This window comes from Niallia sp. Kr1 (assembly GCF_050389805.1).
Taxonomy (GTDB): domain Bacteria; phylum Bacillota; class Bacilli; order Bacillales; family Cytobacillaceae; genus Bacillus_BD.
Genome location: NZ_CP130945.1, coordinates 4,250,836 through 4,270,291 on the forward strand (window position 1 = coordinate 4,250,836; position 19,456 = coordinate 4,270,291).

Sequence of the window (19,456 nt, forward strand, 5' to 3'; positions counted from 1 at the left end):
TGGGAAACTATCCAAACAAAAAGAATTTTTTCTTTTCTAACTTTTAGACCAATAATGAAATCCCGCCATCGACTATAATCGTTTGACCACGAATCATACTGGCTTGATCAGACAGTAGAAACATAATCGCATTGACCATGTCGTCTATGCTTACCATCCGTCCTGCTGGTGTTTTTTGTGCGGCTTCAGCAAGGAGTTCTTCCCGATTTGGAAAATGTTTTAATGCTTCTGTGTCCACAACACCGCCTGAAACAGCATTCACTACAATATTATTATTTGCTAATTCTACCGCTAAATATCGGGTTAATGCTTCTAATGCCGCTTTCGAAACTCCTACTACCGTATAATTTTCTAAATAACGGATCGAACCTAGTGAGCTGATACTGACTATTTTTCCGCCTTTATCCATGAGTTTAGCTGCTTCTTGAGCACAAAATAAAAGTGCTTTGCTGTTGATATTCATGGTCCAGTCCCAATGAGATTCTTCAAGCTCCATGATCGGGCGTTGAACACCAGACGCAGCATTATTTACAAATACATCCAATCGACCAAATTCATTTTTAATTTCTTGGAAAAGCTGCTTAATTTTATCAACATCCCCAACATTAGCTTTGACAATGAGAACCTTTCTGCCAAGGGCTTCGATTTCAGCTGCCGTTTCCAATGCTTTCGTTTTACTCCGGGCATAATTAATGACTAAGTCGTATCCTTCTTTTGCTAAACGGAGTGCAGTGGCTTTACCAATACCACGGCTTGAGCCTGTGACAAGTGCTACTTTTTGCGTCATGTTTTTATTCCTCTCTATGTTTGAATTCCTTTCATTTTAACTTTTCCGTGCATAGATCACAATGTTGTTAAGGAAAATAAGAGTGGGTTTATGTTTGAAAAGAAAGGAAGAATTCTATGTATACAGGTAGAGATATGACAGAACTTTCGATGATGGCAAAATCAGATTGGCGAGATGAAGAATTAACGTTTTTTCATCATTCCTTCCAGCAAATATTGCCGTATTTAAATGCGGAAGGGCAATCGATTTATCGGGAAATTGTGGAAGAGATCACAAGTCGTGGCGGATTGAAAGCAACTGACGAAGGTCGGTTTGATGGACCTACAATGATGGAGGGCGATATTTTTTAAGATATTGGATATTGGGTGGATGAAGACCTTTCGATTACAGATTTTGTAGGTTTGTGGTCTTCATCACCCTTGTGAAGACCACTTTATCCAAACTTTCTCTTGCTTTTGGTCTTCATCACCCTGATGAAGACCTCTTTATCCAAACTTCTCTTGCTTTTGGTCTTCATTACCCTTATGAAGACCTCTTTATCCAAACTTCCTCTTGCTTTTGGTCTTCATTACTCTTATGAAGACCTCTTTATCCAAACTTTCTCTTGCTTTTGGTCTTCATCGCCCTTATGAAGACCATTTCCTTCTGCTCGTCCTTCTGTAATGGTCTTCATCATCTAATAAACCCTTATTCCTCATAATACTCTTTCAGTATCTTGTTATGCGAAACCGGAAATGGGAACTCTTTGATTTTTTCTTGATCGACTAGCCTTAAGTCTGGCTGCTCTTTCTTCAGCGAAATCAATTTTCCTTCATACACATGGATTTTCCAAATTAGATGGGAAAAGACATGATCAATTTGACCAACCATTTTCCCTAACTCTACTTCAGCGCCATACTCTGAACGCAAAAATTCCTCCAACTGCTTTTTTTCTGATTCAAAAGGTAAGACAATTTCCATGTTTGGAAATTCCCAAAGATTGGCTAAAAGCCCTTTTTCCTCACGCTTATGGATAAGCGTTTGACCCTCATTATCTCTAAGAACGACAGCAGCCATTAGCGATTCTCGTTGTTTTTTCCCCTTCGATTTAACAGGGAGTTCATCCTGTACGCCTTCATGAAAACCAATACAATGTTCACGGACTGGACATAATAAACAAGATGGTGAAGTTGGTGTACAGATAATCGCCCCAAGCTCCATTAATGCTTGGTTAAAATAGGAAGGATTTTCGTGGGAAATGAGCTTCCTAACCGCTTCTTCAAAAATTTTTCGAGTAGCGGGTTTCGCAATATCTTTGGTAATATACAAGATTCGCGATAAGACACGCATGACGTTCCCGTCCACTGCAGGCTCTGGGATTCCGTAAGCAATACTAAGAATAGCACCTGCCGTATATGGACCGACTCCTTTTAAAGAAGAGATTTCTTTCGGATCATCAGGGACTTTGCCGTCATAGTTCTCACAAACCTCTTTAACGGCACTGTGGAGATTTCGTGCTCTTGAATAATACCCAAGACCTTCCCACGCTTTTAACACTTTTTCCTCTTCTGCTGAAGATAGGTCTTCAATGGTTGGAAATTGTTCAATGAAGCGATTAAAGTACGGAATGACGGTATCCACACGTGTTTGCTGAAGCATGATTTCGGATACCCATACTTTATATGGATCCTGATCTTTTCGCCATGGAAGATCACGTTGTTCTTCTTGGAACCAACTGATGAGGTCATGGCAGAATTCATTTTTATCGATTTTTTCAAGATTTACTAAATCCTCTTTTGCCATTTTTACCTCCTAGGATTTTGTACAATCGTTTTCCGAAAATATACATATTTTATACAGTAATTGAGTGAAGATTTTGATACAATAAACATAAGTATAATGTTTCTTTTTAACGTCATTAATAAAGATGAAGAAAGATATTACGTCGTGAATTAGGAAATTCCAAGTAAGGGGGTCCTTCCTTTGGACACAGGTACACACGTTGTTATGGGGCTTGCCCTTGGCGGCTTGGCCACTCTTGATCCTGTTGTTGCTGAAAACCCAGCTACCGCATCGGCCGTTTTGATCTCGGTTATCGTTGGCTCTCAAGCACCAGATATTGACACGGTTTTAAAGCTGAAAAACAATGCTGTTTACATTCGAAATCACCGCGGAATCACACACTCTATTCCTGCGGTCATGCTATGGCCTATTGCGATAACGGGGCTCGTCTATGCTTTTATACCAGAAGCAAATCTGTTACATCTATGGCTTTGGACATTCCTTGCTGTGTTTCTTCATGTTTTTGTCGATATCTTTAATGCATATGGAACCCAGGCACTCCGACCCTTCTCCCATAAATGGGTCGCCTTAGGAGTGATCAATACATTTGATCCGATTATTTTCGGCCTTCATCTCGTTGGACTACTATTATGGATTTTTGGTGCCGATCCCGGGTTTACATTTGCAGCCATCTATGCTGTTCTAGTGGCTTACTATATTATTCGGTTTCGTACAAGGAAAGCCGTCTATCAAGAAGTCAAATCTCTCATACCAGACGCAACCGAAATTATTATCTCTCCAACCTTAAAGTTTCATCAATGGAAAATCGCTGTCATGAATGAGCATCAATTCTTTGTTGGCCGATCAGAGAATCAAAAAGTTCAGATTCTTGATCAATTTAATCGAGTGGCGATACCAGAAACTCCAGTATTAGAAGCTGCAAAAAAGGACGATAATTTATCCGCCTTTTTATCCTTTTCGCCTGTTTATCGCTGGGAAGTTGACGAGTATGATGATTCCTATGAAGTTCGCTTCATTGATTTAAGATACCGGAGTAAGGATTATTATCCGTTCGTTGCGGTTGTACAGTTGGATTCTGATTTACAAATTATTAATTCCTATACCGGCTGGATTTTTAGCGAAGAAAAACTACGCCGAAAATTAGATATCCTGCCAAGTTAAATAAAAAAGCGGAAGCTAATAACGAAAAATGATGTCATCTCACGACATCATTTTTTTGTTCCCTTAACTGTCAATTTCCATTTTTTAAAAACATAACTTTTCATGAAATGACCTATACTATATCTACATGGTCATCAACCTTACTTGGCGATCATGGGTTCGCGAAAACCGCATTCAGGAGGTTTCAGTCTATGCGAAATAAAGAAAGAGGCTTCCCTAACCAAAATAATCAAAAATTCGAGGGTGAACCTCGTGCAAAAGCGGAATATGCTTCAAAAAGAGCTGATGGAACCATCAATACACACCCACAAGAAAGAATGCGTGCATCTACCAATCGGGACAGTGACACGTCCGAGTTATTTTAACAAAGAATCCGTCTTTTTCTAGAATTCCACCAACACCAATGAGGGGGGACATCCCCCTCTTCTATTTTAATTCCTTCAATAGTGAAATTGGTAGAGCCTCTTCTTCATCGCCATTTCGGAGGCGATGCCCCCAAGCAAACACACCATTTAAATATTCGATTTTAAAATAAGCACCTGGGTCGCCTTCAATTTGGTAAATCTCACCTGGTTTAAAATCATCTGGATTTAATAAATAGGCTTTCGCCATTGCTGCTTTTCTTTCCAAAACCGCAAACTCATTGACCATTCCCATTTGCTCAGCTTTTCTTGCTTTTTCATGTAAACTCGCAATTTCCTGCTTTAGTTCATATTCACTATATTCGCTATATCTTTTGACTTCCTCCATGCTCATTCATCCCCCTATTTCTTTACATTAGTATAAGGAAAGAATCCATTGGTGAAAAGAAAATAGCTTACTATTCGTCAAGATTTTCACGCAAATAATCCTCAATCAGATCAAGAGGAAACCCTTTTCGATACAAAGCCATTTTCATTTTTTGCTTATATTGAAATCCTGTTTCGTTGGCATATTTCTTTTTGAATTTTTCCCCTTGATAGTGTAAAGCCTGAAGGATTTCATCCTCTTCTTTCGACTGGAGGCTAGAGATAGCTTCTGAAATAATGTCCGAGCGATAACCTTTACGCAATAGCTTTTGTTCAAGCTTTTGTTTTAACACTAACTCTGAATCCCTTTTATTTTTGAATCGCTCTTTTTGGCAAATAGTCTGAGCTTTATTGAATTGCTCCTCATAAGAAAATTCTTTAAGCGCTTGGTCAATGAGCGATTCCTTGATCCCTTTCTCAAGCAATTCCCGCTTGATGACAACAGGTCCTTTATCATTTGTATTTTTTTGTGTTCGCACATAGGAAACCGCATATTGCTCGTCATTTAAAAATTGATACTCGTATAGTTTAACGATGACCTCTTGAATGACCGGATCCTCGATTTCTTTTTCTTTCAAAAAACTTCGTATCTCATGCTCAGTTCGCATCATTCTTGATAAATATTTAACCGCTCGATTATACGCTTTGCGGATTCCATCTTCATATTGAATTTCCGTTAAGAAAAAGTCGTCTAATTCCATTCCCTTTCTTAATTGGAATTTCACCAAAACGCCTTCATCTACACTAAAGGCATATTTTTCACCTGTACCATCATCGGTAAAAATATTGTAACGATCTTTACTTTTCTGCTGGGTCGTGATTTTTGTAATAATCGACATCCTCTTCACCCCCACTCTAATGTAGCATATTTTTGATTGATGTCGACAAGATTTTCTTCTGAGGGAAGTATGTTTCATCCAGTACAGGGAAAAATAGGAATGAACCATATTCTTGAAAGGGTGGATGATCTCAATGGGTAAAAAAACAGATAAGGAAAAAAGTGCGTTATCTAGTATGCAAGCCGTAACTTATCAAAGGGACTTTAAAATGGCTGATCGCGCTGGCGGCTTTATGGACCGCAAAGGTCGAAAGTAATTTCGACAATGTAAAAATCCATGATATTAAAATGTAGCTTGAGCATACTAAAGTATGGAGTCGTTCTCCATACTTTTTATATTTGAGAGGGGTAGTTTAATGGGTCGAGCTCAAGGACATAAAACACGAGATCGAAATAAAAATTCATTGCCTCAAGTTCCAAAGAATATGAAGACTGATCGCATGAGCGAAGAATACGCACAAGAACTACAAAATCAATTAAGCCGAGAAGAACAAGCTTTAGCGAATGCGGCAAACCAACGCAATCAAGGAAATCCATAAGTAAAAGGATCATTAAGATTGTATTTTACATTTGGAGGAATGAAAAATGGCTAAAAAGAAACAGCAAAAAAATATCATACCTGATGGTCTCGATATTGAATTTTCTCAAGAGCTTGCCGATCAGGATGATTTAAAAGCTCAAACTAGAGCCAAAGCAGCAGACCAACGTGCTAAATCTAGAAAAAAGAAATAAGACAACATAACGTTCTTATGTTTGTGTATAAAGTTATCCACATTCACGTTAACAATGTGGATAAAATTCCGAAAACCCTTTTTCTAAAGGGATTTCGAAAACCACATCTTTTGTGAATATCTATCCCCAGTTTTTACCATCAATCTGTGGATAATGTGGATAAAGCTGTGGAGTACTTATATTTAAAGGATAAATCATGTGGATAACTCATCCGCATGATTTATCCTTTATCCATCATTTTGCTTTCATAAATTCGATCGTTTGTTTTAATCCAGCATCATAAGATGTCCGTGGAACAGGTCCGATTCTTTTTTCATACTTCTCGCCGGTCAACACCACAGGCTGTTCATTTAAATAAAACATCTCGACGACTTCTCGCATATCCTTATTGAAAATCCCAAGAAATTGAATCATCCCTTTTGTAACCGTAGATATTTTCTTTTGATAACCCGTTATTTTTCGTAGAATCAACTCAATTTCTTCTCCCGTGATCACTCCATAACCCGGAATATTCCAATTCTCACCATATGCCTCATCTGTTAAAGCTAACTCTACGAGTGCCTTTGCTCCATCAGGAGTAAAAATAAATTCTCTGGCAATCCCTTTATTCCCGACAAATCCAGACTTTTTATCTTTTACAACGGTATTTAGCGTATATTGTAGGATTGCACTTTCTGCATTAGGTCCATAAAAATCTGGAAAATGAGCAATGACATAAGGGACTCCCGATTGTTTGATGGTTTCTTCGGCCTGTAATCGAAGTTTTCCTTTCTTCGTATGTGGTTTCTTCAGTTTGGTTTCTGTCACTAGTTCTCCATCACTTCGACCATAGGCGTATATATTATCGACGACAGCAAGCTTTATAGACTGCTCCTTTGCTACTTCCACGATATTAGCAATCAGCGTCAATAATTTCTCGTCCCACTCTCGATAAGGAATATTTGCCGAATGAAAAATCATATCTACACCTTTAGCCGCACGTGCAAGCTCGCTTTTTTGAAAAAGATTACCTGTCACAATCTCAACATTATAATCATGGGCAAACAATCTTTCTAACCTTGATTTTGTTCTGGCAAACGCTACAACCTTTATACCCCTGCTTGATAATTCTTTTACTAGCGAATACCCCATTCCGCCAGATGCTCCTAATACAAGTGCCTTTTCCATTTTGTATTCCTCCCTTTTTCATCCCCAATATATATTATTTAACCGGTGGTTAATAAACCCCAAAAGAATTCTTCTTATCAAATCCGATAAGAAGAACGGTACCTTTAGACTCCAAGAGCTTTTAGTAAAAAATTGGCGTGTGAATTGGCGAGCCCTGCTACCTCATCAAAGTCATGAACACAACCGATATAATGTGTGACAAATCCATGTAGAGATAAGAAAGTTGACCATATTTCTTGAATGGTGACTTGATTGCCACATAAAGAGTGAACACTTTGGGCAAATTTTTCATAGGTTTTGTTTGGACCTTGACCAATATAATTTAGTACCTCTTCATCTTTGATTAAAAACATAATCTCATAATGACTTTGATGATTCAGACCAAATCCAATATAGCCTAGAAAGATTTTTTTTAATTTCTCCGCTGAGGTTAATTCTTCGAGCATGATGTCGTCTAATTCTTGTTCAAGCAGACGAAAATGTTCTTCGACAAGGGCATAAAAAAGCTCAGCTTTATTTTGAAAATGATAATAAATGGCCCCATGACTGTAATCTAATTCTTTTGCAATTTGTCTCATGGATACATGCTGGTAGCCATTTTTAGCAAATAAATCTCTTGCTGCATCCATAATCATTTCCCTTGTTAATTCCTGTTGAACTGATTTCCTCGGTGCCATAAAGATCCTCCTAATTAACCAGTGGTTAATTAAATTATATTCTAAATACTAACCAGCGGTCAATAACTTATTAAAAAAAATGGCGTCCACCTAAAGGTATCCGCCGCCACTTACTCATTTAACCTCATAGAGGATTTCTTTTCTAAATAACGTTTCGATTGCTTCGGCTGGGATCGGTTTGCTGATTAGATAGCCTTGGATCCCGTTGCATTCGTGTTCAGAGAGGAATGCCGCTTGGTCAATGGTTTCCACGCCTTCTGCTAATAATTCCAGCTGTAGGTGATGTCCCAGTGAAATAATCGTTCCGACAATGGCTTTTTGTGCTTGATCAGTTGATAAATTCCGTATAAAGGATTGGTCAATCTTAAGTTGATCAATGGGAAATTGATACAGCTTGCTGAACGAACTATATCCAGTTCCAAAATCATCAATTGAGATTCGAACTCCAAGTTTTTTTAATTTATTCAACATGTCAATGGCTCGGTCTACATCCATTGTCATACTCTCGGTTATTTCTAATTCAAGGTAATGCGGGGCGATGTTCGACTGTTGAAGAGCTTGATCCACCACATCAACTAAATCTTCTTGATAAAATTGCCTCATCGAGAGATTAACCGAAACGCGTTGACACTCATAGCCCTTTTGGTGCCATATTTTCATTTGTTGACAAGCCTCTTCAATCACCCATTTTCCAATTGGTACAATTAAGCCCGTTTCTTCAGCAAGCGGAATAAACTGACCTGGAGGAATGAGACCTCTTTCTGGATGATTCCAGCGTACTAACGCTTCAACCCCCATCAATTTTCCTGTCACTAAGTGAACTTGTGGCTGATAATACAGGAGCAATTGTTTCCCATCAATTGCATTACGCAATTCATTTTCGAGAATTAAATTTTCATAGACCTTTTGATCGGCTTCCTTATAGTAAAACAAATACGGTAGATGCTTGCTTTTGGCTTCATGAACTGTAATCGTTGCTTTTTGAATAAATTGATCGACATTAACTATACTTTCCTCATAAAGACAAATTCCGATTGCAGCATCGATTTGAATCTTCAATCCTTTTGCAACAAGGGGCTTTTGAAGAATGCGATGAATATTTTTCGCATGATTTTCTACCACCCTAGCACGATTAGCATGTACATCGATAATCGCAAATTCATCCCCTACCATTCTTGCAACCGTTAATTGATTATTTTCCCCATAACTTTTCAAACGGTTGGCTATCGTAGAAAGGAACGAATCCCCGATCTCATTTCCTAAGGAATCATTAATGGTTCGGAATCGATTCAAATTAATGAGCAGTAGGGCAACCCCCTCATATATGTGATTATGCTCCACCACTCTTGTTAGCATTTCCTTTAAGAAATAACGGTTCGGCAGCCCTGTTAATTCATCAAAATAAGCGAGCTGATTAATTTTCTCTTGCGCTTTTATTAAATCCGTAACATCACTTAAAGAGTAGATCATACTCGTTAATTCTCCATCTTCTACTAGTTTAGTAGAGTTGATGGATAAACAAACTTTTTCTCCGTTTTTACGGGTGAACACAGAAAAACGATCAGTCTGACTGGTATTTGAGTTTTGGTCTTGACCTAAATCACATGGAAAAAGGTGGTCATCGAGATGATGTGAGCGAAAGCGATCTTCATCTATTGATTTATTCAATAATTCTCCTGTTTGATAGCCGAGCATCTTTTCAACCGCATGGTTGGTATATCGAATCCTACCTTGCTCATCTGCAATTAAGATCCCATTGGGAACCGTCTGGATGAGTGTATTCAACTTTCTTTCACTCTTTGCCAACTTTGTTTGGATTTCATGCTGTTTAATAAACGGTTCTTCAACGGTTGATGAATAAAACGCTTTCATTAGAAAATAGTAGCCTACTACCTTATAAATATGCCCTAGAAAATTATCAACATCATGGACACTCTGGTAGAAAGTAAAGATGATTTCAGCCAACAATGAAAAGCCAATTGCTGTAATCAACGTCAAATGCGATGTCTTTTGATGTTGACGGTATTGTTTAATTAAGACGATCATTAAACATAGAAAGATAAAACTTAATACGTATTCTAATCCCCTTTTTAATGGGGTAACTCCTGCGCCCTCTACAATTAAGACGGGTAAGAAGTCACCCCATTGATACACAATTAAAGCTACTAAAATAACGGAAAGGAACGATAAAAGAAAGATAAATGAGCGATATTTTCTTTCAATCGCCCGATCCTTTTGAGTTAAGATGATAAAAAGTCCGCACGATAGCAAGAACCGTGAAATAATCCAGAACCAGGTAGGACGCAAAACAGAACTTTCAACAATAAAAAACGGCATCCCACTATACGAAAGAACATGCAAAATATCTAAAAGCGCAATACTAAAAAACAATGCCCCAATGTATAAACGATATCGTGACATTGTATAGGAAAAATACATCCACCCTTGAAGAGCAATCGCAAATGCAACCGAGATTGCTAGTAACTCAAGTAATATATGATAAGACAAATGATTAGTTGGATTATAAAATGCTTCTAGGCTGCCTTTAAAAAAGTGAATATAAAGAAGAAATAACAACCCCAATAATAATAAACTAGCATTTTGCAGTTCTTTTTTTCTGTTCACCCGAATATCCCCATTCGATTCTGTTCTACTAATCCGACTAATATTTTCAATTTTTAAAATATCTATTTTTAAAATAGTATAAAAGACACAGCTTGTCAATGAACTTCACATGACGAAATATGGGATACTCTAGGACTGTTGTATAACATTTTTTTCCTTTAACGACGTGATAAGAGAAATAACAATAAACGTAATGAGCGAAATGAAAACAGGTAATACAACAGTATGCATTCCTAGTGGATTAGGGAAAAATCTGTCGAAAACAATGTAAGAAGTCATCCCCATTACCATTGATGAAATCGCACCATATTTATTACCCTTTTTCCAGTACAGCCCTAATACAATCGGCCAAATGAAGACGGATTCTAAGCCTCCAAATGAAAATAGGTTTAACCAAACTAGTAAATCTGGTGGACTAAGTGCAAAAATAAAAACAGCAACTCCTATAATGATGGTCACCAAAAAGCTCATTTTTTTAATTTGACCTTCCTGAGCATTTGGCTTGATAAAATTTAAATAAATATCTTTAACGACAGAAGAACTTACTAGAATCAATAGCGATGAAACAGTAGACATAATCGCCGCCATTGGCGCAGAAAGAACAAGCCCCGCTAGAATAGGCGGTAAAATTTCCAATGTCAAGGTTGGCATCACTTTATCCCCAATCTCGATGCCCGGAAGAACCCCCCGTGCTAGCACGCCAATTAGATGCATTCCGAGCATGATAGCCCCTGTGACGAACGTTCCAATAATGATTGCTCGATGCATCGATTTGGAGTTTTTATAGGACATCGCTCGAACCGCAATTTGGGGCAAACCAATGACCCCAACCCCTACTAAAATCCAAAAAGTTGACACGTACAAGGGCGTTAATTCGCGCTCGGCACCATATGGTGATACTAGATTTGGATTTTCCGATACTAACCCCTGCATGATCGTTTCGATCCCACCACCTGCTGCAATCGTAGCAACTAATAAAATGATTGTTCCTAGTAACATAATGATTCCTTGAACGGTATCGGTTAATACAACAGCACGGAAACCTCCAATGACGACATAGACAGATACGGCTATTACAAAGATTAATAATGACGTTTGATAGGATAAACCTGTCAGCGACTCGATTAATCTTCCTCCCCCAACCCACTGAGCGGTCATCGATGAAAACAGAAAAATAATGATGCTGATTGCTGAAATAAACACGATCGTATTACTTTGATAACGATCTTTTAGAAAATCAATGACCGTTATGTAGTTATTTCTCTTTGCTAAAATCGCAAACTTTTTCCCCAACACCATTAAAACAAAGTACCCTGTAGGTAGTTGCGCCATGGACAACAGTACCCAGCCAAGCCCCGTGGTATAGGCAACACCAGGTCCTCCGATAAAGCTTGACGCACTCCCATATGTGGCAATCATCGTCATCGCAAGGACAAAACCGCCTAATTCTCTACCACCAAGGAAATACTCTTGTAAGAAACTATTCGATGATTTCACATATTTATTAGCCCAAATTCCAATCAGAAAAAAGAGGACAAGGAAAAAGAGCATAGGGATAATGACTGTGATATTCATGTTTGGCCACCTCTATCCTCATTCTCTTCCTCATCAAATGGAACTTCTTTAAATAGAAACTTCACAACGATTGAAACAAGAATGGTCATTAAGATAAATCCAACCACACAACTATAAAAAAACCACTCTGGTATTCCTAAAATATATTTATAGTCTTTCGGATCATCAGAGCCTAAACCATAAGCAAAAGCGAACCACCAAACAAAATTAATCAAGACAAGAACGACCCCGATGATTGCCTCTCGATTCGCAATTTTAAAGCGTTTATCTTTCACATTTCCCCCTCCAGTAACTATTTGTTTAATTTTGAACTTTCTCGAAAAAAGTCGACACCATATTATACCATTTCCCATTTATAAGAAAATTTTTCATGCTTGCTAACGAAATTCTCTAGAAACAATTACATAATTACTCCAAGTTAAGGGAGAATATTTAGAAATTGGGAGGGGTTTTGGAATGAAGAAAAAGATAATAAAAAAATTATTTCAACGATCGACCTCTAAAAACACCAATAAAGAACAATCGAATGCTGATGATATAGAACTTAAGAAACAAAAGATTCATTCGATCCTTGATGACAATCTTAACCTTTTTAAGTCCATCTATCATTTGCCTCATAATACAGATGTTAAAATTCGTGAATTAACGATTCGATCTGGTAATCGCCGTGCCTTTATCATGTATATTGCGACAATGGCTGATAGTCAAAATATACAAGATGGTATAGTTGCAAAACTGATAGAAAAGGAAGATCCCTCGGGAAAGATAGAAAATATCGCTTCATATCCAGTCTTCAAAACGTCTTCTACGATCGGAGATATTGTTGAAAACTTGAATAGTGGGATCACTGCACTGTTTATAGAAGGAGATCCACAATGCTATTTATTTGAAACCACACAAATTCGCGGTCGTGGAATTGAATCATCACCCAACGAAGTGATTGTAAAGGGTGCCAAGGAAGCCTTTGGGGAAATGCTTATTGATAATCTTGCTTTGATTCGTAAAAAAATTAAAAACGAGAATTTAATCGTCGAATCAAAGATCATATCGAAACGAGCAAACAATAGTTTATTTATCGTCTATCAAAAAGATCTTGTTAACGATGAGTTGTTACAACAGGTTAAACAAAAGATAGACTCCCTTGATGCAGACGCGATACCTGATTTGAGTATCCTTGAACAATATATTGAGGCAAGACCAAGATCACTATTTCCAACCATCCTATATACAGAAAGACCGGACCGAGCTTCTGCCTATTTAGAAGAAGGACATATTGTGTTGTTAATGGAGAATTCACCAGGCTGTCTAATTCTGCCGGCAACCTTTTGGAGTTTATTCCATTCACCTGAGGATCATTATCTACGGGTACCATATGGAAACTTCATACGTATTTTAAGATTCATTGCTATGTTTATTGCTTTATTCACGTCATCCTTTTATCTCGCTGGTACAACCTTTCATATCGGGATGATTCCGCCAGATTTGTTAATGGCGATTGCTGGTTCAAGGGAAAGAGTACCCTTTCCATCACTAATAGAAGTGCTTCTCATGGAACTTGCTTTTGAATTGATTCGGGAAGCTGGGCTGCGTGTTCCCTCTCCCATTGGTCCAACAATCGGAATTGTTGGGGCACTTATATTAGGACAGGCTGCTGTTCAAGCCAATATTATAAGCCCCATTATTATCATTGTCATTGCTTTAAGTGGTCTTAGTTCTTTTATTGTCAGTGATGTAAGTATGAATTTTGCAATTCGGATGACACGCTTTTTATTTATTTTGTCAGCAGGTTTTATGGGAATTTTTGGGATCACTGCCCTATTAGTATGTGGCCTATTTTACCTTGTGTCATTGAAATCGTTTGGAACCCCTTATTTTGCGCCGATGACACCACATTATCCTTCATCAAAGGATACAACAATCCGTCATGTTCCGATGAAAGAACGATTTCGTCCTGGATATATCCAATCAAAAGATATGGTAAAAAAAGGGAAGGATTGACCACTGTATGAAACAACAGCCGCGAAAAATTAAAATTCGTGAATTTATGGCGATCATGATATCTGTGATCGGTGCCAAAGCAACAGAAGACACTCCTGTTGGGATCTATCATCAAGTTCAAAATGCTGCATGGATGATTCCAATCCTTACAGGAACCCTTTTTATTCTTCCACTCTATTTATTGTTAAAAACATTATCTTTATTTGAAGGAAAAGGTTTATTCCAAGGAATACAACTGATATTCGGGAGATATGTAGGCTTTGTCATTTGTCTTATTCTTTTTTTCATTCATACACTTGTTGTTTCATTCGATTCCAGAACGTATAGCGATATTATACGGTCTCATTATTTTCCGACCACGCCCTATATCGTTATTTATGGAATCCTTATGTTTGTCTGTGCCTATGGTGCAAAGAGAGGAATCGAGCATATTGGGATGGTTGCCTACTTAATCGTATTTTATAGCTTCATTTCAATTAATATTGCCCTACTGTTAAGTCTTCAAGATACGAGTATTGAATTGATCTTTCCTATTTGGGGAAGTGGAAAGCTTGAAATTTTAAAGGCAAGCACCCTCCGATTTAACTTATATGTTGAATTTATTGTCGCTGCACTCTTCATCCCTTATATGACATCCATGAAAGATTTTAAAAAAGGAACGTGGTTTACTTTTATTATCATCATGATCCAACTTAGCATTTCAATTCTCGTCTATATTTGCTTGTTTGACCGCTCTTTGGGGAGTATCGGTTACCCCTTCCATGCATTGATTCGCTTTATTTCCATTGGAAACTTCTTAGCAAATGTGGAAATTTTATTTTTTCCTGTATGGATCGTGGGTTCTTTTATTCGTTTCGCTGTCGCTATTTATATAGGCGCCCTTATGTTTGGTGCAATCTTTAAAATTAAGGATTTTGAGTACTTGATTCCTGCCATTACCATCATGTATTTATTAATAGGTTTTATTCCAGAAACACCAGCAGATGTCTCACTTGACTTTAAGCCGTTGATACGAAATGTGACAGGAATTACCTATGTCGCCTTAGCCATTCTGTTATGGATCGTAGCCCTGTTAAAAGGAGAATTTAAACATGCTAAAAAGAAAACGAGTGTATAAAATCATACTCCTCTTCATGTTTATCAGTATTCTAACGGGTTGTTGGGATAAAAAGGAGCTTGAAGACCGAGCCTATGTCATCGGTCTTGGGATTGATCCATCAAAGGAGAAAGGGAAAATCAAAGTAACCATGCTTTTTGCGAACCCGGAAGTTGGGAGTATCCAAGGGGGTGGGGGCTCGATTGAGCAACCACGGGAAATTATCACCTTTGATGCAATGGACTTTATTACGGCAAAAGGAACCGCCAATGCGATCATCTCTCGGGATGTGAGTTACGATTTGTTAAAAATTATCGTTGTATCAGAGGAGTTTGCAAAGGATCCAATGTTTATCTCAACCATGTTTGATACACGAAAAGATAAAGAAATTCGGATGGATAGTTACTTGGCTGTTTCAAAAGAAAAAGCGTATCAATACTTCTTAAAAAATAAACCGAAAATGGAAACAAGACCCCATAAGTATTTCCAGTTTATGATTAACCATGGGATAGAGAATGGGATGATTCCCGATTCTACACTTTTCCGGTTTTATACAGCCATTGATCGGAATGCAGATTTATTTTTGGCGATGTACACATCGGCGGAACGAAAAAAAAATGCCCCCATCAGTGGCGAAGATAATTTCGTGGCTAGTGAATTAAATGCAACGGGTGAATTAGATGATACCCAATTTATCGGCTCAGCAGTATTTAGGAACGGGCAAATGATCGATACACTAACTGGCTCAGAAACAAGACTTGTCAATGTATTAGATGATACAACGGAAATTAAGGAAATTTTAGCGAATATTCCCGATCCATTTTCCAATAAAGAAGGTCAACAGATGGCCATTAGAATTATAAAAAGAAAAAGCAATAAAATTAAGATGAACCTTCATACTCCAAAGCCCAAAATCGATATTACGATCCCATTACAGTTTGAAATCATGACGAATCCTTCCATGGTCAATCTAACGAAAAACGATAAAAACCAAAGGATTGTAAAAGAAAGTATTAGGGAACACAACGTTGACAAATTCAAAGGATTTCTCAAGAAAACACAAACAGAGTTAAAAGGATCTCCCTTTCCGTTATCCATCTATGGAAGAAAAAACTTTCAAACGATGCAAGAATTTGATCAATACAATTGGATAGAAAAATATCCGGATGCAGATATCTCTGTCAAAATAGACGCAAAGATACTTGACTATAATTCACAACAAAAAAAACCTAGCTACATGGAGGATTAGAATGCAAACTGTATTTTTTCTCGTACTCATCTGGATTTTTATTTATACATTTGGCTTTGCGGTCACCTTATGGAAAGGAAAACAAAAGTTAGGAGCTCTAGCTGTAATGGGTTTATGCTTTACCCTATTAATTCTTCCTTTGTTCTCAAATGTAAAGTAATCTAAATTAGGTTAACATATCAGCTTTATTGGGATAATTCACAAATAGAAGCTGTTATGTTAACCTTTTTTTACAGGAAATTATTAACCGGTAATATAGCCAATTTACGAACAACGCGACTGCCATTGGGAAAAGGGCATATAGGGCTGGATTCCAAAAATGGAAAAATTGAATGATCCCCACATGTTCAAATAGGGTAATCAATCCCCAGTCAATTAAATAAAGGACAAGAAACCAATACCACTTCCATTTCCGCTGTAGCAGAAAACTAACAGCAACCGAATGGATAAAGATGAATGTTGCTTCTGTAAAAACAGAGTCACGGGTGGCATTTTTGAATGCACCAACCTGAAATAGATGACTAAGCCATATTGAAGTTAGTAGATAAACGAGCATATTACTAAATAAAATCAAAAGAAGATAAATATTAACGTAGTCAACCCATGGTTTACGATTGATTAACATTCTGTCCCACCATTTAGCCATATTGAAACCGATAAAAATAAGGATTCCGGTATAAATCGTTTTCCACCAATGGTGCTCATAAATGCCTAATCTTATAAACCCTTCTTCAATCCCCATGATCAGGATACAGATTCCAATCACCCAAAGAGTATTGATTCCGAAGGCGACAATGCACATCGCAACAGTTGGGACGAATATCCCTTGAGAAATGGTTGCACCGAATAAGGAATCAAACCAAGCATTTTCTAGGATATGAGGGAAATAATCATATGAACGGAAGATGACCTTAATCACATATTCAAGGATATAGGCTAATCCTCCTATATAGAAAAAAATGAGGATAGCTCTTGCTCTTGGAATGAATGATTTCCACAACGTGAAAACAAATAAAAGTAAAGATCCAAATATTAAAATGAAATACCAATACAGATTTGGCACTGTCACGATCCTCTCTAGAATGTAAAACTTCATCAGTTGGTTCTTCGATGCACGGAACGCGTTCGTGCGGTCTCGTTATAAGGCTTTTCTATGGCTTAGTATTATTCAATCAGACTTGGCGTGATAGGACGTCGCATTTTTGCCAGTTTCATTCCCACTAATGGTAAGTTGAGCTTAGCAGTATGCCGATTATATGAAAGTTGTGCAGGCGTTTTTAGTCTGCGTTTTTTCCCTTACTGGCAATTGATCCCCCTCCTACCAATTGATTCCTCAGTATGTTGAGTTAGGGGTTCTACTACCTGTTAAGACGGGATAAATTAATCCTTCTATTTTTTCCCACATTCATTTACTACTATTCATGTAATCAACAATTTCTTATTACTCCACTTTAATATTTCATCTAGTCGGAGTTTTCAACTAATCAAAAAAATAAATATTATCAAAAATCTATAAGGCACTTTGGCCCATTAGTATGGTATGATATCAGAAAAAGAAAGTTTTAGGGGGGGATCTTCAATGTTTTTCCGCAAACAAAAACAGACATCATCCGTTTGGAGATTCGAAACAGGGATTGGGAAAATCAATGTTCCAAGCAATAGTGATATAAAAAAACAAATCGAAGTCATTGGGCTTACCGAAGAGGATCTAGATATCATTCATGCCTTACAGCCATTTGTCGTAGAAAAGCTGGACATGATTACGGAACATTTTTATTACAATCTAGAAAAAGAAAGTTCGTTATTTACAATCATTAACAAACACAGTTCTACAGATCGATTGAAGAAAACGTTACAACAGCATCTTACCCAAACATTCTCGGGTGTCATTGATGAAGAATTTCTTGATAAAAGAAAGAAAATTGCCCATATGCATGTGAGAATTCAACTTCCAACAAAATGGTATATGGCTTCATTTCAACTATTACTATCTACCCTCATTTCAATTGTTGAGAAACATATTGATGGAAAAGAGGATTGTATCAAGGCGATTTTAGCCATTACAAAAATTGTCAACTTAGAGCAACAACTTGTTCTTGATGCCTTTGAAGAAGAAGTGAACCGAATAAAGGCACAGTCAGAAGAACAAAAGAAAATGATTCGTGAACATGTGACATCCGCTTCGCAAAATTTGGCAGCGATTTCAGAAGAAACTGATGCATCGTACCAACACCTATGTGATCAAACCAATGAAATCGTAGCACTTGCCAATAAAGGATCTTCCCTGTCCAAACTAGCAGAGGAACGGGCCCAAATTGGGAAAGAGCAATTACATAAGCAAACGGTTAATCTTTCCAATATCCAAGATTCTGTTCACAACATTTCTACAGATGTTGAAGTATTACTCGATATTTCCAAACAAACACAGGAAATCGTTGAAATTGTCACAGGATTTGCCGATCAAACCAATCTCCTCTCGTTAAATGCAGCCATTGAAGCCGCTAGAGCAGGTGAACACGGTCGCGGTTTTTCTGTCGTAGCTGATGAAGTCCGAAAGCTTTCAGAGGAAACCAAGAATTCCGTTACAACTGTTTCAACACTTACACTAAATACCAATACGCAAATTGAAAAACTAAAGAAATCACTTGAAATGATTAAAGCCGCTGTCACCAGTGAGAACAGCACCATGACAGAAACCGAAAAAGCTTTCCAGGAAATTCTCGATACCCTGGATCAGGCAAAAGATCAAAATCATAAAATTGAAGAAGAATTGGTATCGTTCGTCAATCGCACACTCGAATTGGGTGATGCCTTTAAGGAAGTGGCAAGTTCAGCTACAGATTTGACGATGGTTTCGCAGGATATGTAATGGGATGAAAGGGATTTTTATAATCCCTTTTTTGTTTTGCGAACAGACATCATGGGATAAAACTACTATTTCAGAAGGTAAAATAATTGATTTTTGCTTTTAAATGGGAGTT

Annotated in this window: 21 protein-coding genes; 11 read left to right on the forward strand and 10 right to left on the reverse strand. The window is 37.6% G+C overall.

The window, feature by feature from the left end; translation table 11 throughout:
* Nucleotides 1–43: 43 nt before the first annotated feature.
* Nucleotides 44–787 (reverse strand): enoyl-[acyl-carrier-protein] reductase FabL, encoded by a 744-nt coding sequence (gene fabL / locus Q5760_RS20965; protein WP_428909527.1) that lies wholly within the window; start codon nt 785–787, stop codon nt 44–46.
* Nucleotides 788–903: 116 nt separating this feature from the next.
* On the opposite strand from fabL, the gene Q5760_RS20970 reads away from it, so the two are divergent.
* Nucleotides 904–1,137, forward strand: coding sequence for a hypothetical protein (locus Q5760_RS20970; RefSeq protein WP_428909528.1), 234 nt, complete (start codon nt 904–906; stop codon nt 1,135–1,137).
* Nucleotides 1,138–1,474: 337 nt separating this feature from the next.
* Here the strand turns inward: Q5760_RS20970 and mutY are convergent, their stop codons facing one another.
* Nucleotides 1,475–2,569 (reverse strand): A/G-specific adenine glycosylase, encoded by a 1,095-nt coding sequence (gene mutY / locus Q5760_RS20975; RefSeq protein ID WP_428909529.1) that lies wholly within the window; start codon nt 2,567–2,569, stop codon nt 1,475–1,477.
* A 180-nt stretch (nt 2,570–2,749) separates the two neighbouring features.
* Here mutY and Q5760_RS20980 point away from each other — a divergent pair, with 180 nt between their 5' ends.
* Both Q5760_RS20980 and Q5760_RS20985 read left to right on the forward strand, forming a co-directional pair.
* Nucleotides 2,750–3,730 (forward strand): metal-dependent hydrolase, encoded by a 981-nt coding sequence (locus Q5760_RS20980; protein WP_428909530.1) that lies wholly within the window; start codon nt 2,750–2,752, stop codon nt 3,728–3,730.
* Between the two features lie 191 nt (nt 3,731–3,921).
* Nucleotides 3,922–4,095 carry a small, acid-soluble spore protein K gene (locus Q5760_RS20985; RefSeq protein WP_428909531.1) on the forward strand — a complete coding sequence of 58 codons (174 nt, stop codon included), beginning with the start codon at nt 3,922–3,924 and terminating at the stop codon, nt 4,093–4,095.
* 61 nt (nt 4,096–4,156) lie between these two features.
* Here Q5760_RS20985 and Q5760_RS20990 read toward each other — a convergent pair whose 3' ends face one another.
* Complete coding sequence (locus tag Q5760_RS20990) at nt 4,157–4,480, reverse strand: YfhH family protein (RefSeq protein ID WP_428909532.1); 324 nt, start codon at nt 4,478–4,480, stop codon at nt 4,157–4,159.
* A 70-nt stretch (nt 4,481–4,550) separates the two neighbouring features.
* Nucleotides 4,551–5,357 carry a recombination regulator RecX gene (recX, locus tag Q5760_RS20995; RefSeq protein ID WP_428909533.1) on the reverse strand — a complete coding sequence of 269 codons (807 nt, stop codon included), beginning with the start codon at nt 5,355–5,357 and terminating at the stop codon, nt 4,551–4,553.
* A gap of 133 nt (nt 5,358–5,490) precedes the next feature.
* On the opposite strand from recX, the gene Q5760_RS21000 reads away from it, so the two are divergent.
* From Q5760_RS21000 to Q5760_RS21010, 3 genes are all read left to right on the forward strand, one after another.
* A complete protein-coding gene (locus Q5760_RS21000) occupies nt 5,491–5,613 on the forward strand; it encodes a YfhE family protein (protein ID WP_256243393.1) in 123 nt (40 codons plus the stop codon).
* Between the two features lie 99 nt (nt 5,614–5,712).
* Complete coding sequence (locus Q5760_RS21005) at nt 5,713–5,895, forward strand: YfhD family protein (RefSeq protein ID WP_428909534.1); 183 nt, start codon at nt 5,713–5,715, stop codon at nt 5,893–5,895.
* Nucleotides 5,896–5,941: 46 nt separating this feature from the next.
* Complete coding sequence (locus tag Q5760_RS21010; RefSeq protein WP_428909535.1) at nt 5,942–6,088, forward strand: YfhD family protein; 147 nt, start codon at nt 5,942–5,944, stop codon at nt 6,086–6,088.
* Nucleotides 6,089–6,322: 234 nt separating this feature from the next.
* Here the strand turns inward: Q5760_RS21010 and Q5760_RS21015 are convergent, their stop codons facing one another.
* From Q5760_RS21015 to Q5760_RS21035, 5 genes are all read right to left on the reverse strand, one after another.
* Entirely contained in the window at nt 6,323–7,255 is a 933-nt protein-coding gene (locus Q5760_RS21015; RefSeq protein ID WP_428909536.1) for an SDR family NAD(P)-dependent oxidoreductase, read from the reverse strand.
* Between the two features lie 104 nt (nt 7,256–7,359).
* A complete protein-coding gene (locus Q5760_RS21020) occupies nt 7,360–7,932 on the reverse strand; it encodes a TetR/AcrR family transcriptional regulator (protein ID WP_428909537.1) in 573 nt (190 codons plus the stop codon).
* 114 nt (nt 7,933–8,046) lie between these two features.
* Nucleotides 8,047–10,557, reverse strand: a complete 2,511-nt coding sequence (locus Q5760_RS21025) for a bifunctional diguanylate cyclase/phosphodiesterase (RefSeq protein ID WP_428909538.1) — start codon at nt 10,555–10,557, stop codon at nt 8,047–8,049.
* A 129-nt stretch (nt 10,558–10,686) separates the two neighbouring features.
* Entirely contained in the window at nt 10,687–12,132 is a 1,446-nt protein-coding gene (gene panF, locus Q5760_RS21030; RefSeq protein ID WP_428909539.1) for a sodium/pantothenate symporter, read from the reverse strand.
* A complete protein-coding gene (locus Q5760_RS21035) occupies nt 12,129–12,407 on the reverse strand; it encodes a YhdT family protein (protein ID WP_428909540.1) in 279 nt (92 codons plus the stop codon). Before Q5760_RS21035 ends, panF begins: the two co-directional genes overlap by 4 nt.
* A 181-nt stretch (nt 12,408–12,588) precedes the next feature.
* Here Q5760_RS21035 and Q5760_RS21040 point away from each other — a divergent pair, with 181 nt between their 5' ends.
* Genes Q5760_RS21040 through Q5760_RS21055 form a run of 4 tightly spaced genes read left to right on the forward strand, consistent with a single transcriptional unit; the run spans nt 12,589 to nt 16,635 of the window.
* The gene (locus tag Q5760_RS21040) at nt 12,589–14,130 is read left to right on the forward strand and encodes a spore germination protein (protein WP_428909541.1); all 1,542 of its coding nucleotides are present in this window, start codon (nt 12,589–12,591) and stop codon (nt 14,128–14,130) included.
* A 7-nt stretch (nt 14,131–14,137) separates the two neighbouring features.
* Nucleotides 14,138–15,247, forward strand: coding sequence for a GerAB/ArcD/ProY family transporter (locus tag Q5760_RS21045; protein WP_428909542.1), 1,110 nt, complete (start codon nt 14,138–14,140; stop codon nt 15,245–15,247).
* Nucleotides 15,222–16,475 (forward strand): Ger(x)C family spore germination protein, encoded by a 1,254-nt coding sequence (locus Q5760_RS21050; protein ID WP_428909543.1) that lies wholly within the window; start codon nt 15,222–15,224, stop codon nt 16,473–16,475. Before Q5760_RS21045 ends, Q5760_RS21050 begins: the two co-directional genes overlap by 26 nt.
* A 1-nt stretch (nt 16,476) precedes the next feature.
* Nucleotides 16,477–16,635 (forward strand): hypothetical protein, encoded by a 159-nt coding sequence (locus tag Q5760_RS21055; protein ID WP_428909544.1) that lies wholly within the window; start codon nt 16,477–16,479, stop codon nt 16,633–16,635.
* Between the two features lie 54 nt (nt 16,636–16,689).
* On the opposite strand, the gene Q5760_RS21060 is transcribed toward Q5760_RS21055, so the two are convergent.
* Nucleotides 16,690–17,538 (reverse strand): hypothetical protein, encoded by an 849-nt coding sequence (locus Q5760_RS21060; RefSeq protein ID WP_428909545.1) that lies wholly within the window; start codon nt 17,536–17,538, stop codon nt 16,690–16,692.
* Between the two features lie 516 nt (nt 17,539–18,054).
* Here Q5760_RS21060 and Q5760_RS21065 point away from each other — a divergent pair.
* On the forward strand, nt 18,055–19,344 hold the full coding sequence (locus Q5760_RS21065) for a protoglobin domain-containing protein (protein WP_428909546.1): 1,290 nt from the start codon (nt 18,055–18,057) through the stop codon (nt 19,342–19,344).
* The last annotated feature ends 112 nt before the right edge of the window (nt 19,345–19,456 follow it).